General features: G+C 74.1%; 15 protein-coding genes. 5 read left to right on the plus strand and 10 right to left on the minus strand.

The genetic code is table 11. The features are described 5' to 3' along the window. The coding region (locus E1281_RS24600; RefSeq protein WP_207943469.1) for an ABC transporter permease at nt 1-938 on the minus strand (938 nt) is incomplete at its 3' end. Between the two features lie 129 nt (nt 939-1,067). On the opposite strand from E1281_RS24600, the gene E1281_RS24605 reads away from it, so the two are divergent. Beyond that, nucleotides 1,068-2,366, plus strand: a complete 1,299-nt coding sequence (locus E1281_RS24605; RefSeq protein WP_207943470.1) for a sensor histidine kinase — start codon at nt 1,068-1,070, stop codon at nt 2,364-2,366. Further along, on the plus strand, nt 2,363-3,007 hold the full coding sequence (locus tag E1281_RS24610; RefSeq protein WP_131882030.1) for a response regulator transcription factor: 645 nt from the start codon (nt 2,363-2,365) through the stop codon (nt 3,005-3,007). Before E1281_RS24605 ends, E1281_RS24610 begins: the two co-directional genes overlap by 4 nt. 7 nt (nt 3,008-3,014) lie before the next feature. Here the strand turns inward: E1281_RS24610 and E1281_RS24615 are convergent, their stop codons facing one another. Further along, nucleotides 3,015-3,506, minus strand: a complete 492-nt coding sequence (locus E1281_RS24615) for a DUF1707 domain-containing protein (protein WP_131882031.1) — start codon at nt 3,504-3,506, stop codon at nt 3,015-3,017. A 2-nt stretch (nt 3,507-3,508) separates the two neighbouring features. Continuing rightward, nucleotides 3,509-4,183 carry a PadR family transcriptional regulator gene (locus E1281_RS24620; RefSeq protein ID WP_131882032.1) on the minus strand — a complete coding sequence of 225 codons (675 nt, stop codon included), beginning with the start codon at nt 4,181-4,183 and terminating at the stop codon, nt 3,509-3,511. A 204-nt stretch (nt 4,184-4,387) separates the two neighbouring features. On the opposite strand from E1281_RS24620, the gene E1281_RS24625 reads away from it, so the two are divergent. Further along, nucleotides 4,388-6,370, plus strand: coding sequence for a phosphatase PAP2 family protein (locus E1281_RS24625; protein WP_131882033.1), 1,983 nt, complete (start codon nt 4,388-4,390; stop codon nt 6,368-6,370). Nucleotides 6,371-6,407: 37 nt separating this feature from the next. Here E1281_RS24625 and hpnH read toward each other — a convergent pair whose 3' ends face one another. Genes hpnH through hpnC form a run of 6 tightly spaced genes read right to left on the minus strand, consistent with a single transcriptional unit; the run spans nt 6,408 to nt 13,411 of the window. Next, on the minus strand, nt 6,408-7,412 hold the full coding sequence (gene hpnH / locus E1281_RS24630; RefSeq protein WP_131882034.1) for an adenosyl-hopene transferase HpnH: 1,005 nt from the start codon (nt 7,410-7,412) through the stop codon (nt 6,408-6,410). Between the two features lie 3 nt (nt 7,413-7,415). After that, the gene (shc, locus tag E1281_RS24635) at nt 7,416-9,290 is read right to left on the minus strand and encodes a squalene--hopene cyclase (RefSeq protein WP_131882035.1); all 1,875 of its coding nucleotides are present in this window, start codon (nt 9,288-9,290) and stop codon (nt 7,416-7,418) included. Continuing rightward, a complete protein-coding gene (locus E1281_RS24640) occupies nt 9,290-10,315 on the minus strand; it encodes a polyprenyl synthetase family protein (RefSeq protein ID WP_207943471.1) in 1,026 nt (341 codons plus the stop codon). The genes shc and E1281_RS24640 overlap by 1 nt, the downstream gene beginning before the upstream one ends. Further along, nucleotides 10,312-11,631: a hydroxysqualene dehydroxylase HpnE gene (gene hpnE, locus E1281_RS24645; protein ID WP_243717358.1), complete on the minus strand. Its 1,320-nt coding sequence runs from the start codon at nt 11,629-11,631 to the stop codon at nt 10,312-10,314. The genes E1281_RS24640 and hpnE overlap by 4 nt, the downstream gene beginning before the upstream one ends. Next, nucleotides 11,628-12,545, minus strand: a complete 918-nt coding sequence (hpnD, locus tag E1281_RS24650; protein ID WP_131882036.1) for a presqualene diphosphate synthase HpnD — start codon at nt 12,543-12,545, stop codon at nt 11,628-11,630. Before hpnD ends, hpnE begins: the two co-directional genes overlap by 4 nt. Continuing rightward, a complete protein-coding gene (gene hpnC / locus E1281_RS24655; protein WP_131882037.1) occupies nt 12,545-13,411 on the minus strand; it encodes a squalene synthase HpnC in 867 nt (288 codons plus the stop codon). Before hpnC ends, hpnD begins: the two co-directional genes overlap by 1 nt. A gap of 179 nt (nt 13,412-13,590) precedes the next feature. Between hpnC and E1281_RS24660 the strand changes: the two genes are divergently transcribed. After that, nucleotides 13,591-14,229 carry a TetR/AcrR family transcriptional regulator gene (locus E1281_RS24660; protein ID WP_131882038.1) on the plus strand — a complete coding sequence of 213 codons (639 nt, stop codon included), beginning with the start codon at nt 13,591-13,593 and terminating at the stop codon, nt 14,227-14,229. Between the two features lie 7 nt (nt 14,230-14,236). After that, nucleotides 14,237-15,571 (plus strand): carotenoid oxygenase family protein, encoded by a 1,335-nt coding sequence (locus tag E1281_RS24665; RefSeq protein ID WP_131882039.1) that lies wholly within the window; start codon nt 14,237-14,239, stop codon nt 15,569-15,571. A 3-nt stretch (nt 15,572-15,574) separates the two neighbouring features. Here E1281_RS24665 and E1281_RS24670 read toward each other — a convergent pair. Beyond that, nucleotides 15,575-16,456 (minus strand): aminoglycoside phosphotransferase family protein (locus E1281_RS24670; RefSeq protein WP_131882040.1); only part of this gene is annotated, 882 nt, incomplete at its 5' end.

A 16,456-nucleotide genomic window follows, 5' to 3' on the forward strand; every position in this document is an offset into this window, starting at 1 on the left:
CGCGACGCCCCGACCGCCCGCAGCAGCGCCAGCTCCCTGACCCGCGCGCTCACGAGCATCGTGAACGTGTTGACGATGATGAACGAGCCGACGAACACCGCGATCACGGCGAAGACCAGGAGGAACGTCCTCATCGCCCCGAGGACCGCCTTCAGCGGCCCGGCCTGCTCGCCGACGGCCGCGCGGCCGGTGACCGCCTCGACGCCCGGCGGGAGCGCCGCGGCCACCGCGTCCCGCAGCCGCTCCTGCGAGACGCCGTCGTCCCCGTGCACGACGATCCGCGCGTAGGCGCCCTGATCGCCCGTCCCCGGGGCGCCGGACAGCAGCCGCGCCGCGGCGCCGGGCGCGAACGCCGTCATCGAGAGCTGGTCGCCCAGCGCCGAGTCACCGACCTCGAACAGGCCCGTGAGCCGGAACGGCCGGGCGCCCGCCCGCAGGGCCACCGTGACCCGGTCGCCGACGCGGTACCCGGCGTCGCGGGCGGTCGTGACGTCGATCGCGACCTCGTCCGGTCCGGCGGGCGGCCTGCCGGCGCTGAGACGGGGGAGCGACAGGTCGGGATCGCCGTTCCACGCCACGCCGGTCTGGGGCTCGGCGCCGGCGAGCCGTCCCCGCCGGTCCACGACGGCGGCGAAACCCTCGACGACGCCGGCCGCCTTGGCGACGCCGTCCACCTCACGGACGGCCTCCAGCACCGGAGCCGGGACGGGACGCTCGGCCGCCCGCTCGCCCAGACCCGGCTCGAACGCGCGGTCGGTCCGGACGACCACGTCCGTGCCGCGCCCGAGATCGTCGAAGGCGCGGTCGAACGAGCGGTCCAGCGTGGCGGTGAACATCAGCGTCCCGGCGACGAACGCGACGCCGGCCACGATCACGACCATCGACAGCAGCAGGCGGGCGCGGTGCGCGACCAGCCCCCGGAGTACAAGCTTGAGCATGCCGCCGATTCCAGCCGGGCGGGGCGGTCCCGCGGCACCGCGAATGGTCGCGTCCGCCCCCTACGGACGGGCCCCATGACGCAACTTTCGTAGGGTGGCGGGCATGGTCCGGGTGCGTACGGTGTGGTTGTGCGCCTGCCTTCGCCGCGGCCCCTCCTCGCGCGGCTCCTTCCCCCTGGACGGCCCCGGGACCGGGTCGCCGACTCCGCCGTCGTGCTGGTCGGCGCGGCCCAGAGCTGCTGGACGGTCGCGGCCCCCGACGCGATGGTCCGCCCGCACGGAGGCGCGTCGCTGGCGCTGTTCCTGGTGCCCGCCCTCGCGCTGGTGTTCCGCCGCCGCGCGCCCATGGCGGTCGCGTGGGTCACCGCCGGGCTCGCCGTGCTCGTGTGGCTGGCGGAGCTGGCCGCGCCGGGGACGCTGCTGCGCGTGGACGCCGGCGGGTCCCTCGAACCGCCGGTCTGGTGGCCGCCGACCGCGCCGCTGGCCGCGTACGCGGTGATGGCGTTCCCCCGCGAGGGCGCCCGGCCCGTCTGGGTCCGCTGGCCGCCGGTGGCGGCGATGCTCCTCCCGATCGGGCTCCTGGACGACGTCCTCCCCGAATCCGCCCTGCGGCAGCTGAGCGCGCAGGAGACCGGAAGCGTCGACGGGATCGTCTTCCGCAGCATGGCCGTCGTGCTCGGCGGGGCGCTGGTCGGCATGTACGCCGCCGCCCGCCGCCGCGTCCTGCAGGGCCTCACCGAGCGGGCCGAACGCGCCGAGCGCGAGCGGCACCTGCTGGCCGAGCGGGCCCGCGCGGAGGAGCGCGCCCGCCTCGCCGCCGAGATGCACGACGTCGTGGCGCACCGGGTGACGCTGATGGTGCTGCAGGCGGGGGCGCTGCGCGTGCGGGCGCCGGACGAGCCGACCCGCGCGGCCGCCGAGGAGCTGCGCGGCACCGGCTGCCAGGCCCTCGAAGAGCTCCGCGACGTCATCGGGCTCCTGCGCCGCGACCCCGAGGCGGCGGCCGCGGCGGCCGCGGAGCCGCTGCCGGACCTGTCCGTGCTCGTCGCGGAGTCGGCGGCGGTCGGCGTCCCGGTCGAGCTGGCCGAGCACGGCGACCGTCCGGCCGCCTCGCCCGCCGTCGGCCGCACCGCGTACCGGATCGTCCAGGAGGCGCTGACCAACGCGCGCAAGCACGCCCCGGGCGCCGCCGTCCACGTGGAGGTCCGCTACCGCACGGCCGGTGTGACGCTGGTCGTGCGCAACGCCGCCGCGTCCCGCGAGCCGGACGCCGACCTCGCGGCCAGCGGGTCCGGGACGGGACTCGCGGGCCTCCGCGAACGCGTCGAGCTGATCGGCGGGACGTTCACGGCGGGCCCCGACGCGGGCGGCTTCCGCGTCGAGGCGTCCCTGCCCGCCTACCTGCCCGTCACCGAGCCGTCCTCGTGATCACGGTCCTGCTCGTGGACGACGAGCCGATGGTGTGCGCGCACCTGCGCACCATCCTCGGCGCGGCCGACGACATGGAGGTGGTCGGGGAGGCGCACGACGGGGCGGCCGGTGTCGAGGCGGTCGTGCGGTACCGGCCGCACGTGGTCCTCATGGACCTGCGGATGCCGGGCGTGGACGGCCTCGCCGCCACCGAGCGGATCGCCGCGCTGCGCACGCCGCCCGCCGTCGTCGCGCTGACCACGTTCGACGCCGACGAGTACGTCGTGCGGGCGCTGCGGGCCGGCGCGGCCGGCTTCCTGCTGAAGTCGACGCCGCCGCAGGACCTGGTGAAGCTCGTCCGGGTCGCCGCCGACGGGCACACCGTGATGTCGGCCGCCGCGACCGCGCGGCTGCTCGGCGCCGCCGACGCCCGCGCGGCCGGCCGCGACCGCGTCCGCGCGCTCGCCGGCGGCCTCACCGAGCGGGAGACGCAGGTGCTGGCCTGCCTCGGCGAGGGGCTGTCCAACGCGCAGATCGCCGGACGCCTCCACCTCAGCGAGGCCACCGTCAAGGGCCACGTCTCCCGCCTCCTCGACAAGCTGGGCTGCGCCAACCGGACCCAGGCCGGCCTCCTGGCCCGCGACGCCGGCCTGCGCTGACCCCGGTTCAGGTGCGGGAGCGGCGCACGCCGACGGCCAGGACGATCGCGCGGATCACCCAGACGGCCAGCGCGACCTGGAGGACGGCCAGGAACGCCGCGCCCGGCCCGGCCGTGAACGTCAGCACGAGGAACAGCGCGAGCAGCAGCGGGAAGGCCGGGAACGGCGGGCCGTGCCGGTGGCCCCGCGCCATGTGGCCGTGGCGATGGTGGTGGTGCCGCCAGGCCGGATGCCCCGGGCCGCCGAACATCACCGCCGCGCCCGGCCCCCACGGGACGGGCGCCGGCGCCTGCTTCTCCGGGTCGGGCACGCCGGTGGGCGCGGGCAGGTCGCGGACGAGGGCGCGCAGGTCGCCGCGCGTCTTGGCAGACAGCACGCCCTCCATGCGCTCGTCCAGCTCCCCGCGGTCCAGGCGTCCCGCCGCGAAGTGGTCGTGCATGGCGACCATGACCGCGTCGCGTTCGGCGTCGCCGATGCGGATCTCATCCTGGCGTACCACGGTCACTCCTCGGTGTCGTGGGTCGTCGGGCCCGCGTCGTCGGTGCCGTCCGTGCTCTCCAGGTCGTCGGCCAGGATGCGGTAGAGGTCGCGCCGCGCGTCCGAGAGGACGTCTTTGGCCTGCGCGACCTGCTCCGCCGACCCGGAGTGGACGATCTGCATCACCGCGGCCCCCGTCTGCGCGGCCTGCTTGAACAGCTCGGGGACGCCCTCGCCGTAGTCGGGCGTCATCTCCGCCCACGGCTCGGACAGCCGCGCGGCGTTCTCCTCGACGTACGCCCGGCCCTCGTCGGTGAGGTGGAACGACCGCCGGCCGCCCTCCTCCTCGCCCGCGATCAGGCCCTCGTCCGCGAGCTGCTGGAGCGCCGGGTAGACCGCGCCCGGACTCGGCTTCCACGCCTCGCCGCTGCGCTCGTTGATCTCCTGGATGATCTGGTAGCCGTTGCGCGGCTCCTCGGCGAGCAGGACGAGGATCGCCGCGCGGACGTTCCCCTTGCGCGCCTTGGGCCCCCGTCCCCACGGGCCGCCTCGTCCGCGCGCCCAGGGCGGCCGGGGGCCGGGGCCGAAGCCGCCGGGCGGGCCCCACGGCCCCGGACCGGGCCCGCCGCCGAACAGCCAGCCGAGGTTCGGGATGTCGCCGCGTCCCCAGGGGCCGCCGTGCCCATGCCTGTGTCCCATGTTCTGCACCACCTTCTGAGATCTCTCTATGATCTCTCGCGATACGCCAACGATATATCGTAGACGTACGGTTCGGCCAGATCGTTCCCGGGAAAATCTCTTCTCACGGCGGGAGAACCGGCGAGCGAACCGGACAAGGTCCCCGGATCGCCGCACCACCGTCTGATCGCGGAAAACCTGGGTAACAGCCGTTTGGGGAGGACGATGGGCGCACAGGAAGCGGTGACCGTGCCGGACACGGTGCTCACGACGGAGGCGGCGGGCCGGACGCGGCCGAGCGCCCGTAAGGAGCTGCTGCTCGGCCTGCTGCTGTTCGGCGTGTACTTCCTGGTGACCAGGCTTCCCGAGCATGCCAGGACGGGTCCGGCGCGCGAGCACGGCCTTGCCATCTACGACCTCGAAAAAGCCCTGAACATCGACATCGAGCTGTCCCTCAACGGGTGGCTCGCCGAGCAGGGCATTGTGCGGGTGCTGGCGAACTACGAGTACGCGATCACCTATATCGCCAGCGCGCTCGCCCTGCTGATCTGGCTGTTCTTACGCCACCCCGAGCGGTACCGGACGGCCCGCAACGCGTTCATCCTGATGAACCTCGCCGGCCTCACCTGCTTCGTCCTGTACCCCGTCATGCCGCCGCGGCTCATGCCCGAGCTCGGGTACATCGACACCGTCTACCTCGGCGGCACCTGGGGGTCGTGGGGCTCGCCGCTGGTCGAGCACGCCGACCAGCTGGCGGCGGTGCCGTCGCTGCACATGGCCTGGACGATGTGGGTCGGCGTCGAACTCGCCCGCGTGAACGCCAAACGCTGGGTGCAGGTCGTCAACGTCGTGCACATCCTGGTGACGCTCTACGTCATCATGGCCACCGCGAACCACTTCCTCCTGGACGCGTTCGCCGCCGTGCCCTTCGTCGCCGTCCCCGTGTACATCGCCGAGCGCATGTCCCGTCCGCGGGCGGCGAAGGTCGAGGGACCGGACGCGTTCTTCATGGCGGTGGAGACGCCCGAGGCGCCCCAGCAGGCCGGCGGCGTCATCGTGCTGGACACCTCGGGCCGCGAGGTCGGCCGCGCCGACCTCGTCCGGGAGATCCGCGCGCGGATCGACGGGCTGCCCCGGTTCCGCCAGCGGCTCGCCGGACGCGGCCGCTGGCGCCGCCCCGCCTGGCGCGACCACGCGCCCGTCGACTGGGAATGGCACGTCGCCGAACGCCGCGTCGACGGCATGGCCGGCCTGCGCGCCGCCGTCGCCGAACTCCAGTCCGAGCCCCTGCCGCTGGACCGGCCGCCGTGGCGCATGGTCGTCATGAAGGGCGCCGAGCCCGGCCGCACCGCCGTCGTGTACCTGATGCACCACGTGGTCGCCGACGGCGTCGGCATCGTCGCGCAGGCGGTGTACCTGATGGAGCCGCGGCCCGAGCCCGTCCCCGCGCCGCCGCGCAGGCCGCTGCGCAGGGCCCTGGCGACCGTGGTCGGGCTCGGACAGCTCGCGGGCGCCGTCACCCGCCCGGAGCGGCTGCCCGCCGCGGCCGCGTCCGAGCGCCGGTACAGCACCATGCACCTCCCGCTGGCGGAGGTCCGGGACATCGGACGCCGCTACGGCGCCCGCGTCACCGACGTCGTCCTGTGCGCGGTCGCGGGCGCCCTGAACCGTGCAGTCAGCGAGGAGGACGGGCGGCCCGGCACGTGCCGCGTCGCGGTGCCGCTGATGATGCGGCCCCCGGGCAGCGCCATGGTCGGCAACCACACCACCGCCGTCATGGTGGACCTGCCCACCGGCAAGATGGCCGAGACCGACCGGCTCGCCCTGATCGCCGAGCGCGGCCGCGTGCTGCGGTCCGGGACCCGGGCGCAGGCCGCGTGGTTCGTCATGCGGCAGGCGGGACGGCTGATGCCGCCGCCGCTGCACGCCCGCTTCGCCCGCATGTCCTACAGCGGCCGCTTCCTGCAGGGGACCGTGTCGAGCCTGCCCGCCACCGACCGGCCGCAGCGCCTGGCCGGCGCCCCGCTCACGGCCGTCTACCCGATCGTCCCGCTCGCGCCCGGCGCGCCGTTCTCGATCGCCGGGCTGGGCATCGACGGCGAGCTGTGCTTCGGCCTCTCGCTCGACCCCGGGCTGACCGACGACGCCGACGCGCTGATGGCGGCCGTCGGCGACGTGATCGAGGAACTGCGCGACGCGGCGGGGTGACTCACACGCTGTGCATGGCTTACACGCTGTGCTTGGCTTACACGCTGCGCATGGCGCGCATGGACTCCTTGAGCGAGCCCATCGTCGCGAACACCGCGGTCGGCTCGTAGCCGCAGTGCGCCATACAGTTGGCGCACCGGTCGTCGCGTCCGCGGCCGTAGGCGTCCCAGTCGGTCGTCTCGACGAGCTCCCGGTAGGTGTCGACGTAGCCGTCGTCCATCAGGTAGCAGGGCCGCTGCCAGCCCTTCAGCGAGTACGACGGGATCGCCCACGCCGTGCAGCGGAAGTCGGCCCTGCCTTCGAGGAAGTCCAGGAACAGCGGCGAGTGGTTGAACCGCCAGCGCTTGCGGCGGCCGTCCGCGAACGCCTTGCGGAACAGGTTCCGGGTCTCCTGCACACCCAGGAAGTGGTCCTGGTCGGGCGCCTTCTCGTAGGCGTACGCCGGCGAGATCATCATCTGGTCGACGCCCAGGTCGTCGTTGAGGTAGTCGAGGACGTCGATGACGGTCTGCGGGGTGTCGGTGTTGAACACGGTCGTGTTCGTCGTGACCCGGAACCCCCGCTCTTTGCACATCCTGATCGCGTCCACCGCCTGGTCGAACACGCCCTCCTTGCAGACGGACGCGTCGTGCCGCTCCCGCAGCCCGTCGATGTGCACGGCCCACGCGAAGTAGCGGGACGGCTCGAACCGGTCGATCTTCTTCGGGATCAGCGCCGCGTTCGTGCACAGGAACACGTACCGCTTCATCCTGACCAGCTCGGCGACCAGCTCGCCGATCCGCGGGTGCATCAGCGGCTCGCCGCCCGCGATCGACACCATCGGCGCGCCGCACTCGCGGACCGCCGCGACGGCCTGCTCGACCGGCATCCGCTGCTTCAGCACGTCCGCCGGGTGCTGGATCTTCCCGCAGCCCGCGCACGCCAGGTTGCACGCGTACAGCGGCTCCAGTTCGAGGAGGAGCGGGAACTTCGACCGTCCGGCCAGCCTGTTGCGCAGGACGTATCCGCCGACCCGCAGGCTCTGACGCAGTGGCATAGCCATGTCTCACGCACCTTTCAGGTACCGGCCGAGGGCCGACAGCGGGAACACCAGCCGGTACAGGTGGTAGTTGATGTAGAAGTCGCCGGGGAAGCCGGTGCCGGTGAAGTGGTCCTCGTCCCATGTCCCGTCCGGGCGCTGGCGCTCGGCCAGCCAGCCGATCCCGCGCTCGACGGCCCGGCCGCGCTCACCGGCGGCGAGCAGCGCCATCAGCGCCCACGCGGTCTGCGACGGCGTCGAGACGCCCTGCCCGACCCACGACCGGTCGCGGTAGGAGCGCAGGTCCTCGCCCCAGCCGCCGTCGTCGCGCTGGTGGCGTTCCAGCCACCGCACCGCGTCCCGGATCGCGGGCTTGCCGGGCCGGACGCCGGCCGCGATCAGCGCGGGCACGACGGCCCCGGTCCCGTACACGTGGTTCGCCCCCCAGCGGCCGAACCACGATCCGTCCGGCTCCTGCGCCTTCAGCAGCCACACCACGGCCCGCTTCACCGTCAGCGAGTCGGCCATGCCGCGGTGCGACATCGCCTCCACGACGTGCGCGGTGACGTCGGCGGACGGCGGGTCGATGACCTCGCCGAAGTCGCAGAACGGCAGCTTGCGGCACAGGTCCCGGGTGTTGTCGGCGTCGAACGCGCCGAACCCGCCGTCCCGGGACGCCATCCCGGCCATCCAGCGGACGCCCCGCTCGATCGCCGGCTCCGCCTTCGGGTGCTGGACGCGGTTGAGCGCGATGACCGCCTCGGCGGTGTCGTCGGTGTCGGGGTAGCAGTCGTTGTCGAACTCGAACGCCCAGCCCCCCGGCGGCAGGTCCGGGCGGCGCACCGACCAGTCCCCGGGCCCCGTGACCTCCTCGCCGATCACCCAGTCCGCGGCCCGCTCCAGGGCGGGGTGCCCGGACGGCAGGCCGGCGTCGGCCAGCGCGTTCATGGCGAGGACGGTGTCCCAGACGGGGGACTGGCACGCCTCGATCCGCCGCCCCTTCTCGTCCCGGATCGTGAAGCGTTCGAGGCCGTCGAGGCCGCGCCGCACGACGGGATGGTCGATGCCGTACCCGAGGAGGTTCAGCGCGAGCAGCGAGTACACCATGGGCGGCTGGATCCCGCCCCACGAGCCGTCCCGCTCCTGCCGCGCGATGATCCAGTCGGCCGCGCGGCGCAGCGCGGCCCGCCGCAGCGGCTTCACGGGCCGCCGCTCGTACACGTGCAGGGCCCTGTCGAGCGCCTCGAACGCCTCGTCCCACCCCGGCAGGCCCGGCGCCCGGCGCCTCGGGACGTGGTAGTCGGGCGTCAGCTCGTCCAGCCCGAACGGCAGCGGCCGGACGGGACGGAACGCGCCCACGACCGCCAGCGGCACGATCGTCTGCCGCGCCCAGCACGCCCAGTCGTAGACGTTCAGCGGGAACCAGCGCGGCAGGAACATCATCTCCGGCGGCAGCACCGGCAGGTCGTCCCACGGCCACTCGCCGAACATCGCCAGCCAGAACCGCGTGAACACGCGGGTCGCCGGGACGCCGCCCTCGCTGCGGATGTAGGCGGCGGCGCGGATCATGTGGCCGGCGTCCGGCGGGTCGCCGGCGAGCCGCAGCGCCGTGTACGCCTCGACGGTCGTGGACAGGTCGGGCGGGCCGTCGTGGAACGTGGCCCAGGTGCCGTCCGGCGCCTGCTGCGACCGGATCCAGCGTGCCGTCTCGCCCGTGTCGCCGCTCGTGCGGATGCCGAGGAACTCGCGCAGCAGCAGATCCTCGGCGTCCATCGTCACGTTGGTCTGCAGCTCGCCCTTCCACCAGCCCTCCGGCGACTGGAGCAGCAGGAGGTGCTCGCGCGCGGCCTCCAGGGCCTCGGCCGCCGTCCGGGTTCCGGTGCCCGCCTCCACCGCCGTCATCAGTGATCCCTCCCGGTGACGAAGTCGGCGATGTGCAGGTAGTCGTTGCGGACCGTGTCGGGCAGCCTGGCCGCGATCAGGTGCTCGGCGGCGCGCTGGATGCGGCTCTCGGCCTCCATCTCGGCCCAGGCGCGCCCGCCGGCCGCCTCCACCAGCGCGGCGGTCTCGGCCAGCGCGTCCTCGGACAGGTCGTCGCCCGACCGCGCGGGACGCGCGTACAGCTCGACGAGCTGCGCGGCCTCGGGCGTGTCGGAGTTCAGCGCGGCCACGACCGGCAGCGACATCTTGCGGGACCGCAGGTCCGACATGGCGGGCTTGCCGGTGCACGCGGGGTCGCCCCAGATGCCGAGCAGGTCGTCGGCGAGCTGGAAGGCGATCCCGAGGTCGGCCCCGAACGCCTCCAGCGCGGAGGCGAGATCCTCGGACGCCCCGTCCAGGACGGCCCCGATCGAGCACGAGCACGCCAGCAGCGCCGCGGTCTTGTCGGACGCCATCGACACGCACTCGTCCAGGCTGATCCGCTTCTGCGTCTCGAAGTCCATGTCGAGCGCCTGGCCCGCGATGAGGCGGCGCGTGGCGGCGGCCAGCGCGCGTGCCGCCCGCGCCGAGCCCTGGCCGGGCGCCTCCAGCAGGACCTCGCCGGCGAGGGCGAGAAGCGCGTCCCCGGCCAGGATCGCCGACGCCTCGCCGAACACCGTCCAGGCCGCCGGGCGGTGCCTGCGGGTCCGGTCGCCGTCCATGATGTCGTCGTGCAGGAGCGAGAACGCGTGGGTCAGCTCGACCGCGACCGCGCCGGGCAGGGCGCTCTCCTGCGGCGCCACGGCGGCGCGGGCCGACAGCAGCGCCAGGGCCGGGCGCAGCGCCTTGCCCGCGGGCGCGTTCTGCGGACGGCCCTCCTTGTCCGTCCACCCGAAGTGGTAGGCCGCGACACGGTAGGTGCGCGGATCGAGCCGTCCGACCGCGGCGCGCAGCGCGCCGTCGACCAGCTCGCGGACGTCGGTCATCGAAACCGGTTCGGCAGTCACCGGTCCCTCACCCCCTCCAGGTGGCGGCGGACCAGGCGCGCGGCGGTGAGGCCGCTGCGCACTGCTCCTTCCATGGTGTCGGGCCAGCCCGTGTCGGTCCACGCGCCGGCCAGGAACAGTCCCGGCGCCCGCGTCGCCGCGCCGGGGCGGGCGCCCGCGCTGCCGGGACGCTGCCGGAACGTCGCCCGCCGCTCCCGCGTGACGAACAGGTCCCGGACCCGCGCGTCCCGCGCGGCGGGAAACAGCCGCCGCAGCTCAGGGACGAACCGGGCGCGTATCTCGGCGGTCGGCATGTCGATCCAGCGATCGGCGGCCGACAGCGAGATCGCGAGGTACTGGCCGCGGCGGAGCCCGCCGACCTCCGTGCGGTCGAACACCCACTGCACGGGCGAGCCGACGGCGGCGGCGAACGGCTCGTCCATGACCTTCCGGTCGTAGACGACGTGCACGTTGACGATGGGGCTTGCGTCCAGTTCGGGCCAGCGCAGCGGGTCCGGCAGCGCCTGCGCGGGCAGCAGCCGCGCCGCCGCCTCGTGCGGCACCGCCATGATCACCGCGTCGGCGGCCACCGGGACGCCGTCCACGACGACCTTCGGGTCGGTGGTGACGGCCTCGACCTTCGCCTTGAGCCGGACGGTCCCGCCCATCTCCGCGATCCGCCGCAGCGCCGGGCCGCCGTGCAGCTCCTCCAGCGGGACGAGCGGAAGCCCGATGTCGGCGGCGTCGGCGCGCCCGAACAGCGCGCGGCGGCAGACCATCGCCGACAGGCCGAGCGCCGCGTCGTCCACCTCGGCGTTCAGCGCGGAGGTGAGGAACAGCCCCCACAGCGCCTGCCGCGCCCAGGGCCGCTGCCCGCGGTCGGCCAGCCACGCGCCCGCCGAGACGGCGTCGAGCGCCGGATCGGACGGGTCGAGCCTCTGCAGCCCGATCGACGCGCGCACCGCCCGGATCCGGTCGGCCGCCGACAGCGGCGCGTACCCGGCCAGCGCGGGCAGCAGGTGCAGCGGGCTCGGCAGCCGCGACCGTCTCAGCCGCGCCGCCTCGGCACCGGGCAGCAGGACGGGCACGTCGAACCGGTCCTGCATCTCCACCAGGTGGTCGGCGCGCAGCCTGCGCAGCAGCCCCTGGTACGCCGAGCAGCACCTCAGGAAGACGTGCTGGCCGTTGTCGACGCTCAGCTCGTCCCGCAGGAACGAGTGCGTGGCGCCGCCCAGCCAGGGGCGCGACTCCACCAGGGTGACCGGCACCCCCGACTCCTGGAGCGCGAGCGCCGAGCTGATGCCCGCGAGCCCGCCGCCTATGATCACGACGCTCACCGCTCCACCCCCGACAGCGCGCGGGCCGCCACGACCGCCTTCTGCCACGTCGGCAGCGACATCCGCGTGTTCAGCGCGATCGACGGCTGGGCCGCGATGTTGTCCAGCAGCCGCCGGTAGATGCCCGCCATCGCCGCGGTGCAGGCGGCGCTGCGCCGGTCCAGCAGCGGCAGCAGCCGCAGGCCCTCGGCGTACCAGGCACGCGCCCGCTCCGCCTGGAAGCCGATCAGCTCGTTGAGCCGCCACGGCGGGTCGACGAACGTGCCGGACTCGTCCAGCTCCAGCGTGCAGCGGAACCGCTTCAGATCCTCCGCGGGAAGGTAGATCCGCCCGGCCAGCCGGTCCTCGCGCAGGTCCCGCAGGATGTTGGTGAGCTGGAGCGCGACGCCGAGCGAGTCCGCGAGGCCCTCCGCCCGCTGCCGGCCGTCCGAGCCGAACACGCCCAGCGACAGCCGCCCGACCGTCCCGGCGACCCGCTGGCAGTAGCGCAGCAGGTCGTCGAAGGTGTCGTAGTCGGCGCCGCGGACATCGTCCTCGCACCCGTCGATCAGCTCGTCGAACGCCTCCAGCGGGATCGGGTACCGGCCCGCCGCGTCCGCCAGCGCGGTCAGCACCGGGTGCCCCTCCAGCGCGGCGACGTCGGCCCGCCGCCGCAGCACGTCCTGCACGGTCGCCAGCCGCTGCCGCGACCGGTCGAGCAGGTCGAGCCGCACGCAGGCGGGCTCCGGGCCGTCGCCGACGTCGTCGACGCCGCGGGCGAACGCGTAGATCGCGCTCATCGCCCGCCGCTTCGGGACGGGCATCAGCCGGATCCCGTAGGAGAAGTTCCGGGCCTCCTCCCGCACCACCCGCTCGCAGTGCCGGTACGCCTCAACGACCCGTTCGGAACGCTCGCAGGTCTCCGAAACCGTCATCACTTCGCTCCCCACTTTCCGGCCGTGTGCGCCCACCGGGCCACGACTCCGGGCCGCCGTGGGCGCAGCGGGCGCGCCAGCACGTCGTAACGGCCGCGCGCCAGCGCCGACAGCGCCTCGCGGCCTCCGGCCACGTAGCCCGCCACGGCGAACCGCGCCCATCCGGTCAGGCCCGCCAACAGCGGCGCGGCCCCGCGTTCCAGCAGCTCGGCGGCGCGGCCGGCCTCCAGCGCCAGGACGCCGCGCAGGCGCGTCGGCGTCACCGGCCGCGCCAGGTCGTCCTCGCCGCAGCCGAACCGCCGCAGATCCTCCCCGGGCAGGTAGATCCGCCCGTTCCGGTAGTCCTCCCCGGCGTCCTGGCAGTGCTCGACGAGCTGCAGCGCGGTGCAGACGTCGTCGGACGCCGCCACCAGCGCGGGCCGGTGCACGCGGAACAGGTGGAGGACGATGCGTCCCACGGGCGCGGCCGACAGGGCGCAGTAGCCGGCGACGTCCGCGAACGTCTCGTACCGGTGGACGGTCTGGTCCTGCCGGTTGGCCCGCACCAGGTCGCGGAACGGCTCCTCCGGGAGCCGGTGCGCGTGCACCGTCCCGGCCAGCCTCCGTAACTGCGGCAGGTTCGGGGTCCGTCCGGCGAACACGCGGTCCAGGTCGTCGTCCACGAGGCCGAGGAGCTTGGTGCGCTCCTCCCGCGGCGCCTCGTCGCCGATGTCGTCGACGAGGCGCGCGAAGCCGTAGACGGCCCGCAGCCCGGTGCGGTGCCGGACGGGCAGCAGCCGCGCCGCGACCGGGAAGTTCTCCCGGGCGGCGAGCCGGTCCAGCGCGCGGTCGTGCTCGTCGGCGCTCCAGGGCGATTCAATGATCACCTTGATGGGATCGACCGGACCGGCACTAGAGAAACTCTGGCCGAGGTATGGACTTCTTGAAACGGTGCGTGCCGGACCCGGACCGTTCCTCAGCCACCGGCGCCCCGAAGGTTGACCTTTCCTCTCCGACGTGCGATAACGGTGTTACGTCAAAAAAACGTCGTTACCGAGGATGACCGATGGCCGAAGACGGGGCGGAGGACACCGCGGCTCCGAACGCGTTCGCGCTGGCGCAGCGGCAGGGCGACGAGGCGATCCGCACGACGCTGCTGGACGCCGCGAGCCGCCTCCTGGCGGCCGAGGGCCCGCAGGCGCTCGCGCTGCGCCGGATCGCCGTCGAGGTCGGCTGCTCCACCACCGTCCTGTACCGGATGTTCGGCGGGAAGTCCGGGCTCACCGAGGCCCTCTACATCGAGGGCTTCCGGCGGTTCCGCGAGCGCCTCGCCGCCGTCCCGCCCGACCCCGACCCGCGCGTCCGCCTGCACGCACTGGGCCTCGCCTACCGGGACAACGCGCTCGCCGAACGCAACTACTACGGGCTCATGTTCGGCGAGCCGGTCCCCGGGTTCCGGCCCGGAGAGAAGGCCCTGCTCACCGCGCTGTCCGCCTACGCGATCCTGGAGGACGCGGTGGCCGCCTGCGCCGCCGCCGGCCTGCTCATCGACGCCGACCCGCGGCACGTCGCCGTCTCGTTCTGGGCGAGCGTCCACGGTTTCGTGAGCCTGGAACTCAACGGCCACCTGCCCGACGCGGACGCGATCCTCGACACCCTCATGAACGGCATCTCGTCCGGCTTCTTCGCCACTCCCCGGAAGTGAGGTCACCATGGCCAACCCCTACCTGGAAGGGCTCCTCGCCCCCGTCACCGAGGAGGTCACCAGCCACGACCTTCCCGTCACGGGACGGATCCCCTCCGGCCTGCGCGGCCGCTACCTGCGCATCGGCCCGAACCCGCTCGGGGTCGAGGACGACTCGTCCTACCACTGGTTCGCCGGCGACGGCATGGTGCACGGCATCCGGCTCCGCGACGGCCGCGCCGAGTGGTACCGCAACCGCTGGGTCCGCTCGCAGAAGGCGGCGGAGCGGCTCGGCGAGCGATGGCCCGCCGGTCCCGTGGTCGAGAACTTCGACTTCGCCCCCAACACCCACGTGATCCAGCACGCCGGAGACACCCTCGCGCTCGTCGAGGCCGGGGCCAGGCCGTACCGGCTCGACCACGAGCTGAACACGCTTGGCCCATGCGACTTCGGCGGGACCCTCAAGGGCGGCTATACGGCCCACCCCAAGGAGGACCCTGCCACCGGCGAACTGCACGCCATCGGGTACTTCTTCGGCTGGGAGCACCTTGAGTACACCGTGCGGAGCGCGGCCGGGGAGATCGTCCGCTCGGTGGAGATCCCGGTGTCGGACGGCCCGATGGTCCACGACTTCGCGCTCACGGAGAAGTACGTCGTCATCTACGACCTGCCCATCACGTTCTCCATGGAGATGGCCGAAGCCGGGGCGGGCCTCCCGTACGCGTGGAACGACGCCCACCCCGCACGCGTCGGCGTGATGCCGCGCGACGGCGGGGTCGGCGACGTCCGCTGGATCGACATCCCGCCCTGCTGGGTCTTCCACACCCTCAACGCCTTCGACGACGGTGACCGCGTGGTCGTGGACCTGGTCCGCTTCCCGAGCTTCATGCACGGCGGCAGGCTGGAGGGCAACCCGCCGCCGGCCCTGGACCGTTGGACGATCGACCCCGCCGCGGGGAAGGCCGTCCAGGAGACCGTCGACGACCGCGCCCAGGAGTTCCCGCGCGTGGACGAACGGCTCACCACGCGCCGCCACCGGTACGGCTACACGGTGGCCGACAACGTCGTCGAGACCGAGGGCGGCGCGGGCCTGATGAAGCACGACTACGAGCGCGGCTCGTCCGAGACGCGGCCGTTCCCGGCGGGCTCGGGCGTCGGCGAGGCGGTGTTCGTCCCGTCCGCGCCCGACTCCGCCGAGGACGACGGCTACCTGATGACCCTGGCGTTCGATCGCGCCCGGCAGACCACCGACCTGGTCGTCATCGCCTCACAGGACTTCACCGGCGAACCCGTCGCGACCGTCCACCTCCCGGTCCGCGTCCCCCTGGGCTTCCACGGCTCCTGGGCACCCGACCTCGACTGAGCCTCAGGGCACGCGGGGGAGAAGCCGGAACGCCACGTCGAGCGGGCGGCCTCCGGTCCGGCCGCCGCCCTCGGCCGTCCAGACCTCCGACAGGACGGCCGTGACGAACCCCCACGCCTCGACCCGCTCCCGGGGCAGCCCGAGCCCGTCCGCGAGCTGCTCGACGCGGGCGGGCACGAGCTTGAGCAGGGCGTCGTCACGGTCGTCCGGGTCGGGGTTGTACAGCAGCGCCCCGGCGTCGTACCCGCGGTCGCCGACGTAGCCGTGCGGGTCGATAGCCAGCCACGGCTCGCGGCCCGCCCGCAGGACGTTGTCGTGGTGCAGATCGCCGTGCAGGACGACCCGGTCGGACGCGTCGGCGCACAGCTCGCCGAACAACCGCCCGGCCCGCTCGACCAGACGGCGGGGCAGGGGGTCGTCCCCGGGGAAGCGCCGCAGGTGAGCGGAGAAGGAGGCGCTCTCGGTGGACAGGTCGGGCAGCGGGCAGCCGGGCGGCGGCGGCCGGTGCAGGTTCCGCATCACGTCGATCACCGCGGCCGTGGCCTCCTCGTCGTGGCCGGGGACGAGGGAGCGCGCGAGCGTCCCCGGGGCGGCCCGCTCCAGCAGCAGCGCGCCGCGCGCCGGGTCGTGGTCCAGCAGCCGGACCGCGCCATGGCCACCGTAGAACTCCAGGGTCGCCGCCTCGATGGCGAGGTGGCCGGGTTCCGGAGGGCCGAGCTTGAGCACCGCCGCCGAGCCGTCCTCCCGCGTCGCCTCGGCGACCCAGTGGAAGCTCAGCTCGAACGGGGCGCCGACGCGCAGCCGCCAGGCGCGGGCGACGGCGTCCACGATCGAGGGGAGGTCGTCGAGCCAGCGGCGGCCGGCGGCGCCCCAGACTTCGAGGGC

Source organism: Actinomadura sp. KC345 (genome assembly GCF_004348515.1).
Taxonomy (GTDB): domain Bacteria; phylum Actinomycetota; class Actinomycetes; order Streptosporangiales; family Streptosporangiaceae; genus Spirillospora.